Below are 21,139 nucleotides of genomic sequence, written 5' to 3' on the forward strand. Positions count from 1 at the left end.
TGAGCTGGTGCGGTGAGCTCGTCTCCCGCCGAAACGGTTTCCGACATCGCCCAGTCCACCCCGCCCGGCACGATCACCCTGGTCACCGGTGGTCTCGCACTGCTCGTGGTGCTGTCGGGCAGGCCATGGCGGATCGCCCGCAACCTGATCACGCTCGTCCACGAGGCGGGCCACGCGCTGGCTGCCGTGCTGGTCGGCCGTCGGCTGCAGGGCATCAAGCTGCACTCGGACACCTCAGGCGTCACCGTCTCGCGCGGGAAACCGGAGGGGCCGGGGATGGCGTTCACCGCGCTGGCCGGGTATCCGGCGGCCGCGGTGCTCGGACTGGTGTTCGCCGGGTTCCTCTCGTCGGATCTGATCACCGTCGTGCTGATCGTGATGGCCCTGATGCTGCTGGGTGTGCTGGTGATGGTGCGCAACACCTACGGCGTGTTCACCGTGATCGCCAGCTCGGTGGTGCTCGGGCTGGTCGCGTTGGTGGCGCCGTCGTGGTTCCAGGCGATCTTCGTCTACCTGCTGACCTGGTTCCTCCTGTTCGGCGGCGTCCGGCCGGTGATCGAGCTGCAGATCAAGCGGCGACGGGGCTCGGCGAGGGATTCCGACGCCGATCAGCTCGGCAGGCTCACCGGGATGCCCGCGGTGCTGTGGGTGCTGGTGATGGCCGTGCTGACGGTGAGCTGTCTCTTCGCGGGCGGGTTGTGGCTGCTGGAGCCGACCGTCGCCTGACCGGGGTGGTACGGCAGACTGATGGCTCGTTCCGCGTGGAAGGAGTCAGCAGATGGACGAGGTCGCCAAGGCCGTCGAGGAATGCGCTCGATCGGCGAAACGGGCCGCGCCGTCACTGGCCGCAGCCTCCGCGGAGGCGATCGACGCCGCGCTGAACGCCATGGCGGGCAAGCTGGTCGAGCACGCCGACGCGGTGCTGGAGGCGAACCAGGCCGACATCGCCAAGGCACGCGAGGACGGGATGAGCGCCGGGCTCCTTGACCGGCTCACCATCACACCCGAGCGGCTGACCGGCATGGCCGAGCAGCTCCGTCTGCTTGCCGGTGCGCCGCACCAGGAACGCTCCGTCGACGTGTCCACTTTGGACGGAGGGTTGCGGCTGGTGGAACGCCGCCGTCCGGTCGGCGTGATCGGCGCGAACTACGAGGCGCGCCCGAACGTCACGGTCGACGTCGCCTCGCAGCTGGTGAAGTCGCGTAACGGTGGTGTGCTCCGCACGGGTTCCGCCGCGCTCGGCTCGGCCCAGCGCCTGCGCGAGACCGTGATCGCGCCCGCGCTCGCCGAGGCGGGCATCGACCCGGACGTCATCCAGCTCGTGCCGCGCGCCGAACGCGAAGCGGCTTCCGCGCTGGTGCGTTTCCCCGCGCTCGTGCCGCTGGTCATCCTGCGCGGCAGCGGTGACAGCACCCGGGCGCTCGCCACCGAGGCGGCCGTCCACGGCGTCCGCACGCTGGCCCACGCCGACGGCGGCGGCGTGCTGTACATCGACGAGGCCGTCGACACCGACAAGGCGCGCGACCTGGTCTTCAACAGCCTCGACCGGCTCGGCGTCTGCAACCGGCTGAACCTGCTGCTGATCCACGAGGGCGCCCACGACCGCGTCTGGCCCGGCATCTCCGGCGCGCTGGCCGAACGCGGTGTCACGCCGTCGCTCGCCCCGCACGACCACGCCATCGGCTACGAATGGGCGCTCGACTCCGATCGCGAAGCCACCGTCACTGTCGCGAAGGTCGCGAGCCTGCCCGAGGCAGCGGAGATCGCGAACGAGCAGACCTCAGGCCTGGCCGCAGGCATCGCCACCGAAAGCAGCGAAGCCGCCGACGCGTTCTTCGACGCCTACACCGGCACCGGCGTCTTCTGGAACGCCCCCACCCGGCTGCTCGACGGCTTCAAGCTCCTGGCCGTCCCCGAGACCGGCATCAACCTGGACAAGGTCCCGGGCCCGCGCGGCCCGGTCACCTACACCGACCTCTACGTGCGGCAGTACGCCGTCCTGCCCGCCTGACCGCGGGCGCTCCTTCGCGGATGGTCCCTTGCTCCCGCGACGGGGTCTGGCGACCTGGCCGTGTGGATTTTGGGACGTCAGATGTCCCAAAATCCACACAGTCCTGGTTACGAGCGACGCTGAGTTCGACCCCGCCGCGTCGGAGGGCGGAGCTGTGTGGAAATAGGGACACTCAACGTCCCTATTTCCACACAGCCTGCCAACCCGAAGCGGGCGCGATAGCAAAGGTCCCTTGCTCTCACCAACAGGGGTCAGCGCCGTCGGCGCTTCGACCGAGACCGAGGTCGGGGCGGCAACGAGTCCGCCGTAGCGTCCTCGACCTCATCGGCGACGGCTGCCGGTTCTGAATCCGGAGCGACCCCGGGCGCCAGCCCCAGCATCTCCGCGGCGAGCTGCTGCGAAGTGGCGAACATGCCCGAAGGCCGATCCCGCGCCCGCCGCAAGGACGAAGGCCGCAGCCGGTTGTACCCCCGCACCGAAACGGGCCTCCGGGTCCGCACCTCGTACTCCGGGAACTCGAGGAGTTCGGTGGCGAGTTCCTTGTCCACCAGGATGGTGCCCGGCCGCGCGGTCGAGGTGAGGCGGGCGGCGAGGTTCACGACCGAGCCGTAGACGTCGCCGAACCGGAGGAGGATCCGGCCCGACGCCAGGCCGGCGCGCACGGCGGGCAGGGTTTCGTCGGCGTCGGCGCGTTCGGACAGCGCGAGCGCGATCTCGGCGCCGTCGACGGCGGAATCGGCGACGAACAGCACCTCGTCGCCGATCATCTTCACGATCCGGCCGTGGTGCTCGGCGACGACCTCGGTGGCGACGGATTCGAACCGGTCGAGGACGGCGCTCAGCTCGTCTTCGCCGATCTGCCTGGTCAGGCGGGTGTAGCCGACCATGTCGACGAATCCGACGACCTCGGTCCTGGCCTCCAAATCCTCGTCCGGGGACGCGAACGCCCGCCCGGCGTAGGCCGCGAGGTGCCGTCGCCAGACGAAGTTCTGCACTTTCTCCAGCTCGGGGAGCAACCTGTCGACGAGTCGCGCGATCTGGCGTTCGCTGGTGCCGACGTCCTTGTTCTCGGTGATCATCGTCCACAGCATGTGGACCTGCCATTCCGCGAGCCGCGAAAGGTGCTGGCCCAGCGCGCGCGTCACCGCCAGCTCGATGCCAGGGTCGATCAGGCCCGAGTTCATCAGCTGGTCCGCGGTGCGGATAGCGTCGATATCGGCGTCGGTGAAGACGACCTCGTCGTCATCGACGGTCGCGAAGCCCAGCGCACGCCAAAGCCGCCGAGAACGCTCTTCGGGAACGCCCGCCTTCTCGGCGACTTCGAGCCGGGTGTACTTGCGTCTGCCGCCGAGCAGGATCCGTTCGAGACGCTGCTGAAGCGCGTCGGGCGCGGGCTCGCCGGAATCGGCCACTACGTGGTGTGAACGATGAGCACGTCCACCCCGGACTTCCGCGCCACCTCGGACGGCACGGAACCGAGGATGCGGCCCGCGAGGGTGTTCAGTCCGCGGTTGCCGACCACCAGCAGGTCCGCGGAACGGTCCGCGACGACCTTGCGCAGCGCGTCGACGGGGTCGCCGACGACGGCGGTGGTCTCGATGTTCTTCGCGCCGGCCTTGGCGGCCCGGTCACGGGCAGACAGCAGGGTGTCCTCGGCCGGTGCCGAGCCCACGACCTGGTACGCCTCGTCGCCGAGGACGTCCTGTGCCTTCTCCACGTCACCCTTGTTGGCGGGGTAGTAGGCGCACACGACGACCAGGGTCGCTCCGGAGTCCCCGGCGACGCCCGCCGCCCGGTCTACCGCGGCGAACGAGGAATCCGAGCCGTCCGTGCCCACGACCACGGTCCGATATGCAGCCATCCGCAACCTCCACCGATCTGTCTGCCGCACCCGCGTGCGAGCAGCGACGATAACCGCTCGCCGACGGTCCCGCAGGGTGTCGTGAGCTCGGTCGGATGAGAAGGTTACTCGCCAGTCGGTTTCTGCGCTGCCGCAGGTCGAGGTGAAGGCTTCGCGCCGGATGTGGCCTTCGGCACATCGGCTGTCCGGATCTGCACGGTGGCTTCCGAGTCGGGCGACGGCTTCGCCTTGAGATCCGCCGGGACGTGCGGTTCGTCGCCGAGCACGTGCGTCGCCTCGGCGAGCGCGGTCCGCGCGGTGCGGACCTGCTCGGCAAGGCTGGAGCGCACCTTGCGGAGTGCTTCGACCCGTTCGGTGGCCTGCGTGATGCGCCGGTTGGACTCCTCGGTGGCCTGCCGGACGCGGCGGCGAGCCTCGTCGGCCGCCTCGGCGAGCCGGGCGTTGGCCTCGGTGATCGAGTCCTGCTTGCGCTTGTTGGCGTCCGCGACGGACTCCCGCTGACGGCGCTCGATGTCGGCCTTGGCCGCTGTCTCCTCATCGAGCACCTTCGCGCGGATGGCGGCGGCGTCCTCGGTGGCCTCGCGGACGCGGCGGGCGGCCTCGGCCTTGCTCGCGGCCTCCTGCTCGGCCAGCGCGTGCATGGCTTCGGTGCGCCGCGACGCCATCGCGATTTCGAAGTCCTCTTCGACCTGCGTGCGGCGTTGCTGCGACTCGGCGTCGAGCTTGTCTCGCTCGGCCTTCGCCTTGTCGGTGATGTCCTTCGCCTCGGCGCGCGCGGTCTCGAGCACACGGCGGTGCTCGGCCTCCATCTCCTTGCGGCGGAGGTCGAGCTCGTTGAGCAGCTGCTCGTAGCGGGCACGCATGGCGCTCGCGTCGGTCTCCGCCTTGGCACGGATGTGCCCGGCTTCGGCTTCCGCGCGCGCTTTGGTGTCGGCGGACTCGTCCTGCGCGAGCCGCAGCATGCGCTGCAAGCGCTCGGAAAGGCCTTCGACGCTCGTCGGCGGCTGGGCCAGCCTGTCGACCTGACCGCGCAGGTCCGCGATCTCGCCGCGCGCGGTCTCCAGCTGCCGTGCCAGGTCGCCCGCCTGTCCGATGGCGGCATCGCGATCGGCGGTGAGCATCTTCAGATCGGCGTCCAGCCGTTCCAGATGTTCGTCGACCTGCGCACGGCTGTAACCGCGCTTCGCCACGTCGAAGCCGGCTCCCAGCGGCACTAGCTCCCGTTCCTCGCCAAGGCTCATCCTTCTACCGTAGTCGAGCTGGAGTCACGGAAGGGTGAGCACCCACGCAACGCGCGGCGAAAGTGCGTTCTGGCGCGCTAAACGTTCCTGAACGCGTTGATCCCGTCGATGTGCTTCGCCCGCAATTCGTGGTTCCGGACGCCCAGACCTTCTTCCGGCGCAAGGGCGAGCACGCCGACCTTGCCCTGGTGAGCGTTGCGGTGCACGTCAAGCGCGGCCTGGCCGGTGTCTTCCAGCGCGTAGGTCTTCGACAGCGTCGGGTGGACCAGACCTTTCGAGATCAGCCGGTTCGCCTCCCACGATTCGCGGTAGTTGGCGAAGTGGCTGCCGATGATCCGCTTCAGGTTCATCCACAGATAGCGGTTGTCGTACTGGTGCATGAACCCGGACGTCGAAGCGCACGTGACGATCGTCCCGCCCTTGCGCGCGGCGTAGACCGAAGCGCCGAAGGTTTCGCGGCCGGGGTGCTCGAAGACGATGTCCGGGTCCTCGCCGCCGGTCAGCTCGCGGATCTTCTTGCCGAACCGCTGCCACTCCTTCGGGTCCTGGTTGTTCTCGTCCTTCCAGAACTTGTAGCCCTCGGCGTTGCGGTCGATGATCAGCTCCGCGCCGAGCTTGCGGCAGATCTCCGCCTTCTCGGGGCTGGAGACCACGCACACCGGGATCGCGCCGCCGTTGAGCGCGTACTGCGTCGCGTAGGAGCCGAGACCGCCCGAAGCGCCCCAGATCAGCACGACGTCGCCCTGCTTCATGTCGGCGCCGTTGCGCGAAACGAGCTGGCGGTAGGCCGTGGAATTCACCAGACCGGGGGACGCGGCCTCTTCCCAGGTGAGGTGGTCCGGCTTCGGCATCAGCTGGTTCGCCTTGACCAGCGCGATCTCGGCGAGTCCGCCGAAGTTCGTTTCGAAGCCCCAGATCCGCTGCTCGGTGTCGAGCATCGTGTCGTTGTGCCCGTCCGGACCCTCGAGTTCCACGTTGAGGCAGTGCGCGACGACCTCGTCGCCCGGCTTCCAGTTGTGCACGCCGGCGCCTGTGCGCAGCACGACGCCGGACAGGTCCGAGCCGACGACGTGATACGGCAGGTCGTGGCGCTTCGACAGCGGCGAGAGCCGCCCGTAGCGCTCCAGGAACTTGAAGGTCGAGACCGGCTCGAAGATCGAGGTCCAGACGGTGTTGTAGTTGATCGCGCTCGCCATGACCGCGACCAGCGCCTCGCCCGGGCCCAGTTCGGGCGTGGGGACGTCGTCCACGTGCAGCGACTTGCGCGGATCCTTGTCCCGGCTTTCGAGGCCCTGGAACATGTCGGCCTCGTCCTTGTGCACGGTGACGCCGCGGTAAGTCTCCGGCACGTCGAGCGACGCCACGGCGCCGAGGTCATCGTTCAGAATGGCCTGCTGGATTTCGCCGAGCTGCGTCATCGGAACCTCCGCGATTGGGGTGACGGCGTAGGCGCAACAAATTACTCACGGGTAACCCGGTCCACAACTGTACGAGACGTGGAGCACGTACACATCCCGAAGTGTTACCGACCGGTCTTGACCGGCCGGCCAATCAAGCGGAGCATGGGCGGTGGAGATCTCTCCGACCTGCAGGTTCAGCCGATTTTCGGAGGTGAGCACGCATGAATGAACCCACGACGCGCCCTTGGAGCCGTCCCCATGACTGGGCGGAGGTGGCCATCGGTGTCGTGGTCGCGCTTTCACCCCTCTGGATGACCACGGACAACACCGCGATGTGGACGCTCGTCGTCCTCGGCGTGCTGATCGCCCTCGACGGCCTCGCGTCGCTTGCGATGCCTGGCATGGTTTACGGCGAAGGCGTCCAGATCGTCCTGGGCGCGCTGCTGTTCATTTCGCCATGGGTGATGGGCTACGCCGACTTCATGGGCGCGTCCTGGACCGCCTGGATCGGCGGCGTCCTGACCGTGGTGGCCGGGGCGGCGGCGATGCCGATCGCCCAGGCGACACACAAGACGGCGGGGCAGCACTGACGCGCAAGGAGACCACGTGAAAGAGGATTCGGCGAAACAGCGCATCCTGCGGGCAGCGGAGGCGCTTTTCGCCGAATCCGGTTTCGACGCCACCCCCACGTCCCGGATCGCCGAACAGGCAGGTGTGCCCAAAGGCCTGGTGCACTACTACTTCCGGCGTAAGTCGGACCTGCTGGCCGCCCTGGTCGCCGAACTGCCGGACGCCCGGATCGAACCGGCCGTCGTGGTGGTCCCCGGCGACCTCGCGGGCAGCCTGCGCGGCCTCGTCGGCGAACTCGACCGGCGGTTCAACCGGTCGCTGGCCCTGTCACACCTGTTGTGGCGCGAGGCCGACACGCATCGCGCGGTCCGCGACGCGCTGGCCGAACGGTTCCAGCAGCTCGTCCGCCAGGTGAAGGCGGTGATCGTCGCCGCGACCGGCGGCAAACTCGCGATCGCCGACGTCGACTCGGCGTCCGGGCTGCTCGCGCGGGCGGTCAGCCATCGCCACGCGACGGCGCGGCACAACGAAGACGGGGACCCCGCCGAGATCGACCGCGAGGTCGCCTTCATCGCCGAGGCGCTGTGTTCTAGGTCGCGCGCTGACGGGAGCTGAAAGCGTCCTTCACCGCGTCGCATGCGGGGATGGTCCCGTTCAGCTCTTCGCGGGTTCGACCAACTCGACGAGTACGCCGCCGGCGTCCTTGGGGTGGACGAAGTTCACCCGGCTGTTGGACGTGCCGCGCTTCGCCTCGTCGTAGAGCAGCCGGAGTCCCTGCGCGCGCAGCGCGGCCGCGGCGGCGTCCACATCGGACACTCGATACGCCAGCTGCTGCAAGCCGGGGCCGCTCTTCGCGAGGAACTTGCCGATCGCCGAGTCGTCACGCAGCGGCGCGAGGAGCTGGATCGCGGTCTCGGTCCCGGCGGCGCCCGGTGCGCGCAGCATCGCCTCGCGGACGCCCTGCTCCTCGTTGACCTCCTCGTGCGCCACCTCCAGGCCGAAATGCTCGGCGTGGAAGGCGATCGCGGCGTCGAGGTCGGGTACCGCGATGCCGACGTGGTCGATGGCGGTCACGAACGGTTTCAGCGCCTGGTTCATGCAGAGCAGGATAGGTCCGCGAGCGGGCGAACCGGCGTGCGCCGCCTCACACTGGCTCCATCAAGAGGCCCGTGCCCCGGGTATGGTCGCGAAGACCGCCTTTGCCCTTGCGCCGATGCTTGGAGGACGCCGTGTCCGGTTCCGTGATCCTGGGTGCCGCCCGTACACCGATCGGGCGATTGCTCGGTTCCCTGAAGGACTTCTCGGGTGCTCAACTGGGCGGATTCGCGATCAAGGCGGCGCTCGAACAGGCCGGTGTCTCACCGGACGCGATCCAGTACACGATCATGGGCCAGGTGCTCACCGCCGGCGCCGGTCAGATCCCGGCCCGCCAGGCCGCGGTCGCCGCCGGCATCCCGATGACCGTCCCGGCGCTGACCATCAACAAGGTCTGCCTCTCCGGTCTCGACGCCATCGCGCTCGCCGACCAGCTCATCCGCGCGGGTGAGTTCGACCTGATCGTCGCGGGCGGCCAGGAGTCGATGACCCAGGCGCCGCATCTGCTGCCGAAGTCGCGCGCCGGCTTCAAGTACGGCGACACCACGCTCGTCGACCACATGGCTTACGACGGCCTCTTCTGCGCCTTCGACCAGGTCGCGATGGGCGCCTCGACGGAGAAATACAACACCCGCTACGGAATCACCCGTGAGCAGCAGGACGAGTTCTCCGCGCGTTCGCACCAGCGCGCCGCCGCCGCCATCGCGGAGGGTCGCTTCAACGTCGAAATCGCGCCGGTGTCGATCCCGCAGCGCAAGGGTGACCCGGTGGTCTTCTCCAAGGACGAAGGCGTCCGCGCCGACACCACCGCCGAGAGCCTCGCGAAGCTGCGTCCGGCGTTCGCCTCCGACGGCACGATCACCGCCGGTTCGGCGTCGCAGATCTCCGACGGCGCGGCCGCGGTCGTCGTGGCCAGCAAGGCCAAGGCCGAGGAACTGGGCCTCACCGCGCTCGCCGAGATCGGCGCGCACGGCGTGGTCTCCGGCCCGGACGCCAGCCTGCACGAGCAGCCGTCGAACGCGATCCTGGCCGCACTGGCCAAGGAGAAGCTGACCGCGGACGCGCTCGACCTCATCGAGATCAACGAGGCGTTCGCCGCCGTCGGCCTGGTCTCCAGCGACAAGCTCGGCGTCGGCATCGACAAGGTCAACGTCGACGGCGGCGCCATCGCTCTCGGCCACCCGATCGGCGCTTCCGGCGCGCGGCTGGCCGTGCACCTGATCCACGAGCTCCGCCGTCGCGGCGGCGGCCTCGGCGCGGCCGCCCTCTGCGGTGGCGGCGGCCAGGGCGACGCGCTGCTGCTTCGCGTTCCGTAAAGCCCTTGCCGGTAAATCTGAACATCGACGAACTGGTCGGTCGCGCGCGGGACGGCGTTCCCCGCGCGATCGCCCGGTTGCTGTCGCTGGTCGAGGACGCCCATCCGCGGTTGCCCGAGGTCGCGGCGAAACTGACGCCGCACACCGGCAACGCGCGCGTCATCGGGCTGACCGGACCGCCCGGTGTCGGCAAGTCGACATCGACGTCCGCACTGCTCACGGCCTTGCGGGCGCAGGGCCTGCGGGTCGGCGTGCTGGCGATCGACCCGTCGTCGCCGTTCTCCGGTGGGGCGCTGCTCGGCGACCGGATCCGGATGACCGAGCACGCCACCGATCCCGGTGTGTTCATCCGCTCGATGGCCACCCGCGGGCATCTCGGCGGGCTGTCGTGGGCGACCCCGCAGGCGGTCCGCGTCCTCGACGCGGCCGGGTTCGACGTCGTGCTGATCGAGACCGTCGGCGTCGGTCAGTCCGAAGTGGACGTCGTGAAACTGGCCGACACCACGGTGGTCCTGCTCGCGCCCGGGATGGGCGACGGTATCCAGGCGGCCAAGGCCGGGGTGCTGGAGATCGCGGACGTGTTCGTGGTCAACAAGGCCGACCGCGAGGGCGCGGACGGATGCGTGCACGACCTCAAGCAGATGATCTCCCTGGTACGCCGGGAGATCCGCGGTCCGAGCTGGCGTCAGCCGATCGTGCGAACGGTGGCCTCGCGCGGCGAGGGCGTCGATGACGTCGTCCGCGCGCTGGGCGAACATCACGACTGGCTGGTCCAGCGGGACGAACTGCCGCGGCGGCGGGCGGCGCGGGCTCGCGACGAAGTCGAGGCGATCGCCGTCCAGCGGCTGCGCGCGGAGATCGTCGACCTGCGGCACGGCGACCAGCTCGCCGACCTGGCCGAACGCGTGGTGGCGCGGAAGATCGACCCGTTCGCGGCGGCCGCGGAACTGATCGCCGACCTCCGCTCGTGAATGGTCCTACCGCAAGTAGTCCTCTACTTGCGGTAGGGCCCCGCGAGCTATTCAGAGGATTTCGATGACGCGGACCTTCGGCGGGCGATTCGGGAAACTGATATCCGTCCAGCGGTTGATTCTCACGTCGGAACCATTGCTGTCGTAGTACACCAGGTCGTTGTTGCCGGTGTAGATCCGGTCGATCCACCAACCCCCGAAGCTGATCCTCCCGCCGTTGGCGTAGCAGTCGACACTGCTTCCCCCGCCGAGGTGTGACCAGATCTTCAGGTAGTTCTCCCCGTCCTTGCAAGGAATGTGGTCGATGGCGAACGAGGTTCCGGTCGGCACGAGCATGCTGAACGTGGCGGCAGCGGCGGCCGCCACGGCCAGGATGCGCCGATCCTTCTTCTTGCTCGAAATCACAGGTTCTCCTTCGGTAGAAAGCCGAAAAAGGAGCTTCACCACCGAGCATCCCGATCGCCGGCGACGGTTGTCAATTGCCCGCTGTTTCACGGGTAAGGACGGACAACCAAGTTTGTCCATCCGTGCAGCGGTCAGAATTCGACGTACATTTTGATGTCGCCGAAGTCGCTGTCGAGATTGTCCAAATGGCTGACGGCGTCCTCTTTCCAGACCTCGAGCTGGTTGGCCTCGCCGTAGGTGAGTTCTTCGCCGTCGGCGACCTTGTTGGCGTAGTTCGTGATCGTGACGGTCTGCCCCCGGCAGAACTCGACGCGCTCCAGGAACCTGTCCGCCATGTCGGGATCGAAGACGCGGCCCATCCGGACGTAGCCGTTGTTGACATGCTCCTCGCAGTAGAAGTGCGCCGCGGCCGAGGCGATCCACTCGGTCAGCGACGCGTCACCGCGCGGCCACTTGTCCCGGACGTGCGACTTGATCTCCCTGGCGAGCCGGACGACCCGGCGGCGTTCGAGATCGGTCAGGCCGTCCTCCTTGCGGAAGTCGAGGATCATGTCGTCGACGACCTTGGCGAGTTTGAGGACGCGCGGTTTGTCGAGTTCGGCCGGCTTGTCCGGCGGCAGGCCCGCCATGACGCGTTCGTGCACCAGGACGTACTGCGTGTACGCGTACAGGAAGGTCAGCGCGTTCAGCTGCCATTGGTGTCGTTCGGCGATCTCCACGACTTCGACCCTAACCGCGGACCTACTTCCGGACCTGTGTAAGCGGTGGGGATTCACCCTATGCTCTCTTCTTCGTCCACGGCTGGGAGGCAGGAACCGTGCAGAGGATCGCGAAAGTCTTTGTGGCTGTGCTGGGGGCCGGGCTGATGCTCGCGGCCGGTACCGGAACGGCGTCGGCCGAGGCCGTTCCGCCGAAGGTCACGAAGGGGCCCTGCCAGTACACGCAGACACCGGACGAGCCCGCCGCGCGGCCGGTTCCGCTGCCGCCGGACCCCCGTCGTACGCCGAACCGGGGCAAGGTGCCGGTGCAGCTGAAGACGAACCAGGGCAAGATCGACCTGACCCTCGATCGGGCGAAGGCGCCCTGCACGGTGCAGAGCTTCCTGCACCTGGCGATGCACCGGTTCTACGACCGCACGACGTGTCACCGGCTGACGGCGTACCCGACGTTGAAGGTGCTTCAGTGCGGCGACCCGAGCGGCACCGGTGAGGGCGGTCCCGGCTACAAGTACAAGGACGAACTGCCCGTCGGCCTGCCGCCCGCGCCGACCGACCCGACCGGCGAGCGAAAGGTGTACTCGCGCGGCGTCCTCGCGATGGCGAACGCGGGCCCGGCGACGAACGGCAGCCAGTTCTTCGTCGTGTACGGCGACTCCGCGCTGCGCCCGAACTACACGATCTTCGGCACCGTCGGCCACGAAGGCCTCGAAACCCTCGACGACGTCGCCGCGGGCGGCATCAAGCCGACGCCGGAGAACCCCGCGCCGGTCGACGGCGCCCCCGTCCGGAAGACCGACATCCTCCGCGCCCGCCCCTGGTACTGCTGACCCCCCCGTCGCGATTCGGCACCTGCTTGCGGTAGTTCACATCACGAACCATCGCAACTAGGTGCCGAATTGCGGGGTATCAGGTGACTTCGAAGATGGCTTCGCGCAGGGCTTGGGTGGCGCCGCCGAAAGCGTGTTTCGCGGCGGCGCCGTACCCGATGATGAGCCCTTCGCGCTGTGGCTCGCCGATCCAGTAGCCGCTGAGCCCTTCGAGCCCGATCGCGCGACGGCGGCAGGAGGCTAGCACCTCCATCTCCCCGGGAACTTCGCCGGGGAACTGGAGCACCAGATGCAGCCCCGCCGAGATGCCTTGCGGCAGCACGGAATCCGGCAGGGCGGCGAGCAGCCGGTCGCGCCGGGAGCGGTACTCGGTGCGGCAGCGGCGGATGTGCTGGTCGTAGGCGCCCGATTCGATCAGTTCGGCCATCGCCAGCTGGTCCAGCATGGCGGGCCGCGCCCCACTCGTGTACATCTCCGCGCGCACCGGTTCGACCAGGAACCGCGGCAGCACCATCCAGCCCAGGCGCAGCGACGGCGCGAGCGTCTTGCTCGTCGTCCCCACGTACACGACCCGTTCGGGTGCCAGCGCCTGCAACGCGCCGACCTGCTGGTGGTCGAACCGGAACTCGCCGTCGTAGTCGTCTTCGATGACGATGGCGCCGGTTTCCGCCGCCCAACGGGTGAGTTCCGCCCGTCGCGCGGCGGCGAGGGTGACGCCCAGTGGGTACTGGTGGGCCGGGGTGACCACCACCGCCGGACTGTCCAAAGCGGACACCGTGATCCCGTGGTCGTCGACGGGGACGCCGACCACCCGTGCCCCGTTCGCCGCGGCGATGTTCCGGTAGATGTCCAGCGACGGGTTCTCGAACGCGATCTCTTCCGCGCCGCGTGCGCGCAGGACCCGTGCCAGGATCGCGATCGCGTGCGAGAACCCGGCGCACACCAGGATGCGCTCGGGATCGGCGACCACGCCGCGGCTCCTGGCCAGATACGCGGCGAGCGTCTCCCGCAGTTCCGCGGCGCCCGACTCGGCCGTGTAGTCGAAAGCCGACATCGGCGCCTGGTGCAGTGCCCGCCGGGTCGCCGCGAGCCAGGCCGACCGGGGGAACGCGGACAGGTTCGGCCTGCCGGGCCGCAGGTCCCAGCGTGGCGCCGGGTCGCGGGGGACGGGCCTCGGTGGCGACGCGGGCAGCGCGCCCGCCGTCGCGACGCGGGTCGGTGCGCCCTGCGCGGTCCGCAGGTACCCCTCGGCGGCGAGATCGGAGTAGACGCGGGTGACCGTTCCCCTGGCGACGCCGAGGTCCTGTGCCAATGCCCGGGTGGACGGCACGGCCGCGCCCGCCTGCCAGCGGCCTTCCCGGATCGCGGCGCGGATCGCGGCGGCGAGCCCGGTCCTGCCGCTTTCGGGACGCCAGTCCAGGTGGACGTCCATACCTGAACTGGACCATGATTCTGCCATGTGACTGGACCATACTCGTGGGCCAGTTGTCGCTAGATTCGACCGTATGACCGAACGAATCCACGTGGGCAAACGAGTGCCCGAGATCTACCAGGCGATGGCGAAATTGCAGGCCGAAGTCGAGAAGGCCGCCGCCAACGCCGGTGTCGACCAGAAGATCCTCGAACTGGTGAAGATGCGGTCGTCGCAGATCAACCACTGCGCGTTCTGCCTCGATATGCACTCGCACGACGCGCTGCAGATGGGCGAGTCGCCTCGGCGGCTGTTCGTGCTGCAGGGCTGGCGCGAGACGGAACTGTTCACCGAGCAGGAGCGCGCCGCGCTCGCGCTCACCGAAGCGATCACGAACCTGGCGGCCCTGCACGAGGTCCCGGACGACGTCTACGAAGAGGCCACCCGCGTCTTCACCGAGGAGCAGTACCGCACCATCGTCTGGGAGGCCATCGCGATCAACAGCTGGAACCGCATGTGCGTGATCAGCCACGCGCCGCTGCCCGAGCGCGCCGAATGACCGCGGCGCGGCTGCGGGAACTGCACGTCGCGGGCACACCGCTGCTTCTGCCCAACGAGTGGGACGCCGACAGCGCGCGTCTGGTGGAGGCGGCCGGATTCCCCGTGGTGGCAACGAGTTCCTTCGCCATCGCCAAGGTGCTCGGCTACGAGGACGGTGAAGCCGCGCCCGCCGCCGAGATGTTCGCCGCGGCCGCGAGGATCGCGCGGGCGGTCTCGGTGCCGGTGACCGTCGACGCGGAATCCGGCTACGGCCTCGAAGCGGGGGTGCTCGCCGAGAGACTGGCCGAGGCCGGCGCCGTCGGCTGCAACTACGAGGACACCGACCACGCGAACGGCGGGATCCGCCCGCTGGAGGCGCAGGCGGAACGGGTCGCGCAGCTGCGCAAGGCCGCCGGGGACGCGCTGGTGATCAACGCGCGTGTCGACGTCTTCCTCGGCGCGTCCGACGAGCGGGCGGTTCTCGGCGACGCGGTCGCGCGGGCCAACGCGTATCTCGAGGCGGGGGCGGACTGCGTCTACCCGATCTTCGTGAAGTCGCCGGAGGTGCTGGGCGAGTTCGTGAAGGCGGTCGCGCCCGGCGCGGTCAACGTCGCGCCGCTGCCGGGAGGCCCCGATCTCTCCGCGCTCGCCGCACTGGGGGTGGCGCGGATCTCGCTGGGCACCGGGCTGTGGAAGTCGGTTCGCGCCGACGTCGAGGCGAAACTGGCCGGGCTGGCAGCGGGGAAGCTGCCGTACTGAAATGGGAACCGGGACGGTGCGGCCGGGGGCGTTGGATGCCGGCCGCACCGTCCCGGCGACTTAGTGGGAGACCGCCTTTTCGGCGCCCACACCGGTGAGGGAGCGGACCTCCATCTCGGCGTACTTCTTCTGGTTGTGTTCTTTGGAGAGCACGGTGCCGAGCCAGCCGAGGAAGAACGCGACGGGGATCGAGACGATGCCGGGGTTGTCGAGCGGGAACCAGTGGAAGTCGACGCCTTGGATCATCGAGGCGCTCTTCCCGGTCTTCGGATCGATGGGCTTGCCGGAGACCGCGGGTGAGAAGACGATCAGGACGACGCAGACCGCGAGGCCGCCGTAGATGCTCCACAGCGCGCCTTGGGTGTTGAAGCGTTTCCAGAACAGCGAGTACAGGATCGTCGGCAGGTTCGCCGACGCCGCCACCGCGAACGCCAGCGCCACCAGGAAGGCGATGTTCTGCCCGTTGGCGAGGATGCCACCGAGGATCGCGACCGCGCCGATCACCAGCGCGGTGATCCGGGCGACCTTCACCTCCGAAGCAGGCGACGCCTTGCCCTTCTTGATCACGCTGGCGTAGACGTCATGGGCGAACGACGCCGACGCCGTGATCGTCAGGCCCGCGACCACCGCGAGGATCGTCGCGAAGGCGATCGCCGCGATCAGGCCGAGCAGGATCGGGCCACCGAGTTCCAGCGCCAGCAGCGGCGCCGCCGAGTTCACGCCACCCGGCGCGGCCTTGATCTTGTCCGCGCCGACCAGCGCGCCCGCGCCGTAGCCGAGCACCAGCGTGAACAGGTAGAACACACCGATCAGGCCGATCGCCCACACCACCGAACGACGAGCTTCCTTCGCGGTCGGCACGGTGTAGAAGCGCATCAGCACGTGCGGCAGACCCGCGGTGCCCAGCACCAGCGCGATGCCCAGCGACAGGAAGTCCAGCTTGGTCGTACCGGTCTTGCCGTACTGGTTACCCGGGCCGAGCAGCGCTTCCCCGGCCTTGCCCGCCTTGTCCACGGCGCCCTGCAGCAGCGCGGAAAGGTTGAAGCCGTACATGCCGAGTACCCAGAGCGTCATCGCCAGCGCGCCGACGATGAGCAGCGCCGCCTTGATGATCTGCACCCACGTGGTGCCCTTCATCCCGCCGATGAGCACGTAGGCGATCATGATGATGCCGACGATCACGATGATCGCGGCCTGCCCAGCCTTGCTCTCGATCCCGAGCAGCAGCGCGACGAGGCCACCGGCGCCCGCCATCTGCGCCAGCAGGTAGAAGAACGAGACGGCAAGGGTGGACGTCGCCGCGGCGGCGCGGACCGGGCGCTGCTTCATCCGGAACGCCAACACGTCGCCCATGGTGAACTTGCCGGTGTTGCGCAGCAGCTCCGCGACCAGCAGCAACGCCACCAGCCAAGCCACCAGGAAGCCGATGGAGTAAAGGAAACCGTCGTACCCGTAGATGGCGATCGCGCCCGCGATCCCGAGGAACGACGCGGCGGACAGGTAGTCACCCGCGATGGCGACGCCGTTCTGCGGACCGGTGAACGCGCGGCCCGCGGCGTAGTAGTCCGACGCCGTCTTCGTGTTGCGGCTGGCCCGGAACACGACGAACAGCGTGACCACCACGAAGAGGCCGAAGATGGTGATGTTGAGTGCGGGGTTGCTTCCCTCGACTCCGGCGGCGAGCGTCATTTGGTCTCACTCTCGATGTCCGTGCGGATCTTCTCCGCGATGGGGTCGAGTTTCTTGTTCGCGTAGCGGACGTAGAGCCCGGTGATCACGAAGGTCGAAACGAACTGCAGCAGACCGAAAACGAGGCCGACGTTGATGTTGCCGACCAGCTTCGTGCTCATGAAGCCGTGCGCGTAGTCGGCGAGCAGCACGTAGAGCAGGTACCAGACGAGGAACAGCGCCGACACGGGGAACACGAACCGGCGCAGCCGCCTGCGCAGCTCCTTGAACTCGGGGCTGTCGTGGGCTTTGTCCCAGTCCGTTTCAGGCGGACTCGGAGCGTCCGTTTCGGTGCTCATGGTGCTCTCCTTGCGCCGCGAATGTGTTCCGCGACACGTTAGGGAGAGGGCTGGGGGACCGGAACCTTCAGCGGTTCAAACGTCTGCCGAGACGACGAACGGTCGACGAACGGTACTCGGACCACGACGAAGGGGCCTCTGCTTCGCGATCGTCCAAATGCAGCCGCAGCATGGCGGCCGTTGACCAGGCCGGAGGCCTGCCCCGTAAGGAAACCACGATCATTACGCCGAATGCCAGCGGAACCGACCACGGCGCGGGCTGCGACACCAGGATCGCGGGCAGACCGCTCAGCGTGGGGGCGAACAGGGCCACCAGGATCGACCCCGACGACGCGACGAGTCCGGTGAGGACACCGCTGATCGCGCCCGCCGCGGTGAGCCGGTTCCACCAGATGCCGAGCACCAGCAAGGGACAGAACGTCGACGCGGCCACGGTGAAGCCCCAGGTGACGAGGACGCCGGCGTCCAATCTGGCCGATGGCAGCGCGAGCAGGACCATCACCGCGGCCGCCCCGAGCACCGACCACCGCAGTCTCCGCAGGCCACCGGGCGCCAGGTCGTGCGCGATCGCGCCGGAGATCACCAGCAGCAGCCCGAGCGACGTCGCCAGGAACGCGGCGAACGCCCCCGCCGTCAGCAGCCCGGTGAACAGTGACCCCGCCCAGCCGTCGTCGACCTGCGCCGGCAGCGCGACGACGACGGTGTCCGTCGCGCCCGAGACGTACAGTTCGGGCACCAGCACCCGGCCGAGGACGCCGTAAACCCCTGGGAACAGGTAGAAGACGCCGAGCAGGGCGACGGTGATCGCCGCGGTCCGGCGGGCGGCGCGGCCATCCGGGCTGGTGTGGAAGCGCATCAGGACATGCGGCAGGCCCATGGTGCCGAGCATGGTCGCGATCAGGATCGCCCAGGTGCCGAGCAGCGGGTAGCCGTGGTCGCCGAGGTCCAGCAGCGGCCGCTGCCAGTCCGGCCCGCCCAGCGGGGCACCGCCCCGGACGGCGGGAACCGGTGTGCCGTTGGCGAATACCAGCGTTTCCCCGCTCCTGGCCACCAGTTCTCCCGGCGGTACGACGTGCTTTTCCGGGGTGAGCAGGGTGGTCGGCTCGCGCAGGGTCAGCGTCACGTCGATCTCGAAGGACAGCTGGGTGTCACGCGCGAAGTGGGTGAATTCCACCGGATGCACCGAAGCCGACCGCTCCTCCGGGGAGACCTGGGAGACCAGCCAGATCGCGGGGATGAGGAACAGCAGCAGTTTCAACACGAACTGGAACGCCTGGACGTAGGTCGCCGCGCGCATCCCGCCGAGCGCCAGTGTCGCGCTGACGGCGGTGCCCGCGATGACGACGCCGACCCAGTACGGTGTCCCGCCCACGGCGGTCAGCACGAGCCCCGCGGTGCGGAACTGTGGTACCAGGTAAAGGGTTCCGATCACGAGGACCACGATCGCGGCGAGACGGCGCAGCGCGGGGGAGGCGAGCCGGGCCTCGGCGAAGTCCGGGACGGTGAGCGCGCCGGAGCGCCGCATCGGTGCCGCGACGAGCACCAGCATCGCGATGTATCCCGCGGTGAACCCGACCGGATACCAGAGCGCGCCGATGCCGTCCTTCACCACCAGCCCGGCGACCCCGAGGAACGACGCCGCGGACAGGTATTCGCCCGAGACCGCGGCGGAGTTGACCAGCGGCGAGATCCGGCGCGAGGCGACGAGGAAGTCCGACGTCGTACGCATGGCGGCGACACCGCGCAGCCCGATCAGCAAGGTGATCAGCACGACGGGAGCCACCGCGAAAGCCGCGACCACTAGTCGTCCTCGATCTTTTCCGCCCGGCGCAGCTGCCACCACGACAGCAGGGCCATGGCCGGGTACGGGAGGACCGCGATCATCAGCCACGACAGCGGGATACCCAGCAGCCGGACCGAATCCAGCCCGGGGAAGAGCCCGAACACCAGCGGGAGACCGAACACCAGCCCGAACATCCCGGCCAGCGCGGGGAGCCCGCGACGGCGCTGGGCACGGTAGAGCAGGTCCGCGCGTTCGGCGTCGCTCGCCGCCAGCCGGGGGACACGCCAGCGTCCGCGCGCCCGGCGCCGCGAATGCGCGAGCCGCGTCTGTGGGCTCGTGACGGCGACCCGTTTGACGCGGCTCACGCGCGACTCCCTCGGCCCAGTTCGCCGCGTTGCGCGGCGGCGAGGAGCCTGTCGCGCAGGTCGCGCGCGTGACGACGGCTCACCGGGACATCGCCCGCTTCGGTATGTGCCAGCAGTCCGCCGGTGGTGTCGCTGCGCAGTTCGAGAACCGCGTCCACGGCGAGCAGGAAGCCCCGGTGCACTCGGGTGAAACCCGTTCCCTCCCAATACTCTTCGAGCCGGGAGATGGGCATCCGCGTGACATGGACGCCGGATTTCGTGTGCAGCCGGACGTAGTCGCCATGCGCCTCGACGAACTGAACGTCATCGCGCCGGACGTATCGCGTGCGCCCGCCGGATTCCACCGGCAGCGCCGACATCGCGTCCGGCGCGGGTTTCGGTTCGTCGGCATGGTTGCCCGCCATCCGGACCACTTTGGACAGTGCGGCGGACAGCCGTTCCGCGCGGACCGGTTTGAGCAGGTAGTCGACAGCGCCGATGCCGTACGCGGCGACGGCGTGGCCGTCGTGCGCGGTGACGAACACGATCACCGGCGGTTCGTTGAGCCGCGCCAGCAGCGAGGCGAGTTCGAGCCCGTCGAGGCCGGGCATGGAGATGTCGAGGAAGACGGCGTCGAAATGACTGCCCTGCAACATCTTCAGTGCGTTGAGCGCGTCACCGGCCGCGACCACCTCGGCGACTTCCGGTGCCTCGCGCAGCAGGCTGCACAGTTCGTCGAGGGCGGGCGGGACGTCGTCGACCGCCAGCACCCGCAGTCCGTTCGTCACGGCAGCACCCCCGGCTGGAATCGGGGCACGCGCACCACGACCCTGGTGCCCGCGCCGACCTCGGTCTCGACCGTCAGGCCGTACCAGGGCCCGTAGACGCTGCGCAGCCTTCTGTCCACATTGGCCAGTCCGACACCGCCGTCGTCCACGCGCCCGGCCAGGATCGCCGCCGCCCGCGCGGGGTCCATGCCGAGACCGTCGTCCTCGACGCTGATCACGCAGTCGTTCCCTTCCGCCATTCCCTGCACCTGGATGAACCCAGCCTCGGAGCGCGGCTCGATCCCGTGCCGGATCGCGTTCTCCACCAACGGTTCCAGCACGAGATACGGCACCGCGACGGCCAGCACCTCCGGCGCCACCCGTACCTGCACCCGAAGCCGCTCGCCGAGCACCGCGCGTTGCAGCGCCAAATACGTCTCGATGGCGCGGAACTCCTCGGCGACCATCGTGTACTCGCCGTGCCGCGCGAGGCTGTAGCGGGTGTACTCGGCGAAGTCGAGCATCAGGTCGCGGGCGCGGTCCGGGTCGGAGCGGACCAGCGAGGAGATCACGGTGAGCGCGTTGTAGACGAAATGCGGCGAGATCTCGGCGCGCAGCGCGCGCAGTTCGGCCTCCGCGGCCTGCTCGGCGGATGCCTCCAGCCGCCCGCGTTCGAGCGCGTGGACGACGAGTTCGGCGGCCTGGCGGGCAACGGTGTGTTTTCCTTCGGTGATCAGGAGTACCCCGGCCAGTTCGTCGTGCACGTGGAGCGGCAGCGCCAGCAGCCCGGGTTCGGACACCGGTGTCTCGGAGTGGAGGACCTCGTCGAGCGCCGAGACCACGACGTCGTCGGCTGCCGGGCGGCCGGACCAGATGAGCGAACCGGAGAGGTCGGTGAGCCCGAGACCGGGGACGCCGAACAGCCGTCGGAGCCCGTGCGTCGCGTGACGGACGCGGGGCCCGGCGAGGCCGTCCATGAGATCGTCGGAAACGCGCTGGGCGGCGGCGAGCACCGGCACCGGATCCGCGCTCACGGCGGGACGCCAGGGCAGACGGGTGGTCATCCGGCCTCCTCCGCGACGTCGAGGGCTA

23 protein-coding genes are annotated in these 21,139 nt (G+C 69.1%); 9 read left to right on the forward strand and 14 right to left on the reverse strand.

Features of this window, described 5'->3' with window-relative positions; translation table 11 throughout:
* Positions 1-12: 12 nt before the first annotated feature.
* A complete protein-coding gene (locus tag ACLARN_RS38430; RefSeq protein ID WP_409496397.1) occupies positions 13-726 on the forward strand; it encodes a M50 family metallopeptidase in 714 nt (237 codons plus the stop codon).
* A gap of 52 nt (positions 727-778) precedes the next feature.
* Complete coding sequence (locus ACLARN_RS38435; RefSeq protein WP_409496398.1) at positions 779-2,011, forward strand: aldehyde dehydrogenase family protein; 1,233 nt, start codon at positions 779-781, stop codon at positions 2,009-2,011.
* Positions 2,012-2,262: 251 nt separating this feature from the next.
* On the opposite strand, the gene ACLARN_RS38440 is transcribed toward ACLARN_RS38435, so the two are convergent.
* The 4 genes from ACLARN_RS38440 to ccrA all read right to left on the reverse strand — a co-directional run bounded on the left by ACLARN_RS38440 (position 2,263) and on the right by ccrA (position 6,531).
* Positions 2,263-3,423, reverse strand: a complete 1,161-nt coding sequence (locus ACLARN_RS38440; protein ID WP_409496399.1) for an adenylate cyclase regulatory domain-containing protein — start codon at positions 3,421-3,423, stop codon at positions 2,263-2,265.
* On the reverse strand, positions 3,423-3,872 hold the full coding sequence (locus ACLARN_RS38445; RefSeq protein WP_409496400.1) for a universal stress protein: 450 nt from the start codon (positions 3,870-3,872) through the stop codon (positions 3,423-3,425). Before ACLARN_RS38445 ends, ACLARN_RS38440 begins: the two co-directional genes overlap by 1 nt.
* Positions 3,873-3,976: 104 nt before the next feature.
* Entirely contained in the window at positions 3,977-5,086 is a 1,110-nt protein-coding gene (locus ACLARN_RS38450; protein ID WP_409496440.1) for a chromosome segregation protein, read from the reverse strand.
* A 104-nt stretch (positions 5,087-5,190) separates the two neighbouring features.
* Positions 5,191-6,531 carry a crotonyl-CoA carboxylase/reductase gene (gene ccrA, locus ACLARN_RS38455; protein ID WP_409496401.1) on the reverse strand — a complete coding sequence of 447 codons (1,341 nt, stop codon included), beginning with the start codon at positions 6,529-6,531 and terminating at the stop codon, positions 5,191-5,193.
* A 203-nt stretch (positions 6,532-6,734) separates the two neighbouring features.
* On the opposite strand from ccrA, the gene ACLARN_RS38460 reads away from it, so the two are divergent.
* The gene (locus tag ACLARN_RS38460; RefSeq protein ID WP_409496402.1) at positions 6,735-7,103 is read left to right on the forward strand and encodes an SPW repeat protein; all 369 of its coding nucleotides are present in this window, start codon (positions 6,735-6,737) and stop codon (positions 7,101-7,103) included.
* A 16-nt stretch (positions 7,104-7,119) separates the two neighbouring features.
* On the forward strand, positions 7,120-7,698 hold the full coding sequence (locus ACLARN_RS38465) for a TetR/AcrR family transcriptional regulator (RefSeq protein WP_409496403.1): 579 nt from the start codon (positions 7,120-7,122) through the stop codon (positions 7,696-7,698).
* 39 nt (positions 7,699-7,737) lie between these two features.
* Here the strand turns inward: ACLARN_RS38465 and mce are convergent, their stop codons facing one another.
* Entirely contained in the window at positions 7,738-8,181 is a 444-nt protein-coding gene (gene mce / locus ACLARN_RS38470; protein ID WP_409496404.1) for a methylmalonyl-CoA epimerase, read from the reverse strand.
* A 131-nt stretch (positions 8,182-8,312) separates the two neighbouring features.
* On the opposite strand from mce, the gene ACLARN_RS38475 reads away from it, so the two are divergent.
* Together ACLARN_RS38475 and meaB are read left to right on the forward strand one after the other, a co-directional pair.
* Positions 8,313-9,494 carry an acetyl-CoA C-acetyltransferase gene (locus ACLARN_RS38475; protein WP_409496405.1) on the forward strand — a complete coding sequence of 394 codons (1,182 nt, stop codon included), beginning with the start codon at positions 8,313-8,315 and terminating at the stop codon, positions 9,492-9,494.
* Positions 9,495-9,499: 5 nt separating this feature from the next.
* On the forward strand, positions 9,500-10,465 hold the full coding sequence (gene meaB / locus ACLARN_RS38480) for a methylmalonyl Co-A mutase-associated GTPase MeaB (protein WP_409496406.1): 966 nt from the start codon (positions 9,500-9,502) through the stop codon (positions 10,463-10,465).
* A gap of 51 nt (positions 10,466-10,516) precedes the next feature.
* Here meaB and ACLARN_RS38485 read toward each other — a convergent pair whose 3' ends face one another.
* Together ACLARN_RS38485 and ACLARN_RS38490 are read right to left on the reverse strand one after the other, a co-directional pair.
* Positions 10,517-10,912, reverse strand: a complete 396-nt coding sequence (locus tag ACLARN_RS38485; protein ID WP_409496407.1) for a beta/gamma crystallin domain-containing protein — start codon at positions 10,910-10,912, stop codon at positions 10,517-10,519.
* Positions 10,913-11,001: 89 nt separating this feature from the next.
* Positions 11,002-11,589: a hypothetical protein gene (locus tag ACLARN_RS38490; protein ID WP_409496408.1), complete on the reverse strand. Its 588-nt coding sequence runs from the start codon at positions 11,587-11,589 to the stop codon at positions 11,002-11,004.
* Positions 11,590-11,735: 146 nt separating this feature from the next.
* Here ACLARN_RS38490 and ACLARN_RS38495 point away from each other — a divergent pair, with 146 nt between their 5' ends.
* On the forward strand, positions 11,736-12,416 hold the full coding sequence (locus ACLARN_RS38495) for a peptidylprolyl isomerase (protein WP_409496441.1): 681 nt from the start codon (positions 11,736-11,738) through the stop codon (positions 12,414-12,416).
* A gap of 79 nt (positions 12,417-12,495) precedes the next feature.
* On the opposite strand, the gene ACLARN_RS38500 is transcribed toward ACLARN_RS38495, so the two are convergent.
* On the reverse strand, positions 12,496-13,875 hold the full coding sequence (locus ACLARN_RS38500) for a PLP-dependent aminotransferase family protein (RefSeq protein ID WP_409496409.1): 1,380 nt from the start codon (positions 13,873-13,875) through the stop codon (positions 12,496-12,498).
* Positions 13,876-13,921: 46 nt separating this feature from the next.
* Here ACLARN_RS38500 and ACLARN_RS38505 point away from each other — a divergent pair, with 46 nt between their 5' ends.
* Both ACLARN_RS38505 and ACLARN_RS38510 read left to right on the forward strand, forming a co-directional pair.
* Positions 13,922-14,386 carry a carboxymuconolactone decarboxylase family protein gene (locus ACLARN_RS38505; RefSeq protein ID WP_409496410.1) on the forward strand — a complete coding sequence of 155 codons (465 nt, stop codon included), beginning with the start codon at positions 13,922-13,924 and terminating at the stop codon, positions 14,384-14,386.
* Positions 14,383-15,126: an isocitrate lyase/phosphoenolpyruvate mutase family protein gene (locus tag ACLARN_RS38510; RefSeq protein WP_409496411.1), complete on the forward strand. Its 744-nt coding sequence runs from the start codon at positions 14,383-14,385 to the stop codon at positions 15,124-15,126. Before ACLARN_RS38505 ends, ACLARN_RS38510 begins: the two co-directional genes overlap by 4 nt.
* A gap of 60 nt (positions 15,127-15,186) precedes the next feature.
* Here the strand turns inward: ACLARN_RS38510 and ACLARN_RS38515 are convergent, their stop codons facing one another.
* The 6 genes from ACLARN_RS38515 to ACLARN_RS38540 form a co-directional block, all read right to left on the reverse strand.
* On the reverse strand, positions 15,187-16,815 hold the full coding sequence (locus tag ACLARN_RS38515; RefSeq protein ID WP_409496412.1) for a cation acetate symporter: 1,629 nt from the start codon (positions 16,813-16,815) through the stop codon (positions 15,187-15,189).
* The gene (locus tag ACLARN_RS38520; protein ID WP_409496413.1) at positions 16,812-17,153 is read right to left on the reverse strand and encodes a DUF485 domain-containing protein; all 342 of its coding nucleotides are present in this window, start codon (positions 17,151-17,153) and stop codon (positions 16,812-16,814) included. The genes ACLARN_RS38515 and ACLARN_RS38520 overlap by 4 nt, the downstream gene beginning before the upstream one ends.
* A gap of 67 nt (positions 17,154-17,220) precedes the next feature.
* Positions 17,221-18,954 (reverse strand): cation acetate symporter, encoded by a 1,734-nt coding sequence (locus tag ACLARN_RS38525; protein ID WP_409496414.1) that lies wholly within the window; start codon positions 18,952-18,954, stop codon positions 17,221-17,223.
* Entirely contained in the window at positions 18,954-19,301 is a 348-nt protein-coding gene (locus tag ACLARN_RS38530; protein WP_409496415.1) for a hypothetical protein, read from the reverse strand. Before ACLARN_RS38530 ends, ACLARN_RS38525 begins: the two co-directional genes overlap by 1 nt.
* The gene (locus ACLARN_RS38535) at positions 19,298-20,068 is read right to left on the reverse strand and encodes a LytR/AlgR family response regulator transcription factor (protein WP_409496416.1); all 771 of its coding nucleotides are present in this window, start codon (positions 20,066-20,068) and stop codon (positions 19,298-19,300) included. The genes ACLARN_RS38530 and ACLARN_RS38535 overlap by 4 nt, the downstream gene beginning before the upstream one ends.
* Complete coding sequence (locus tag ACLARN_RS38540) at positions 20,065-21,111, reverse strand: sensor histidine kinase (protein WP_409496417.1); 1,047 nt, start codon at positions 21,109-21,111, stop codon at positions 20,065-20,067. Before ACLARN_RS38540 ends, ACLARN_RS38535 begins: the two co-directional genes overlap by 4 nt.
* Positions 21,112-21,139 lie beyond the last annotated feature (28 nt).

The organism is Amycolatopsis sp. cmx-11-12, assembly GCF_046269425.1.
In the GTDB taxonomy this organism is placed as follows: domain Bacteria; phylum Actinomycetota; class Actinomycetes; order Mycobacteriales; family Pseudonocardiaceae; genus Amycolatopsis.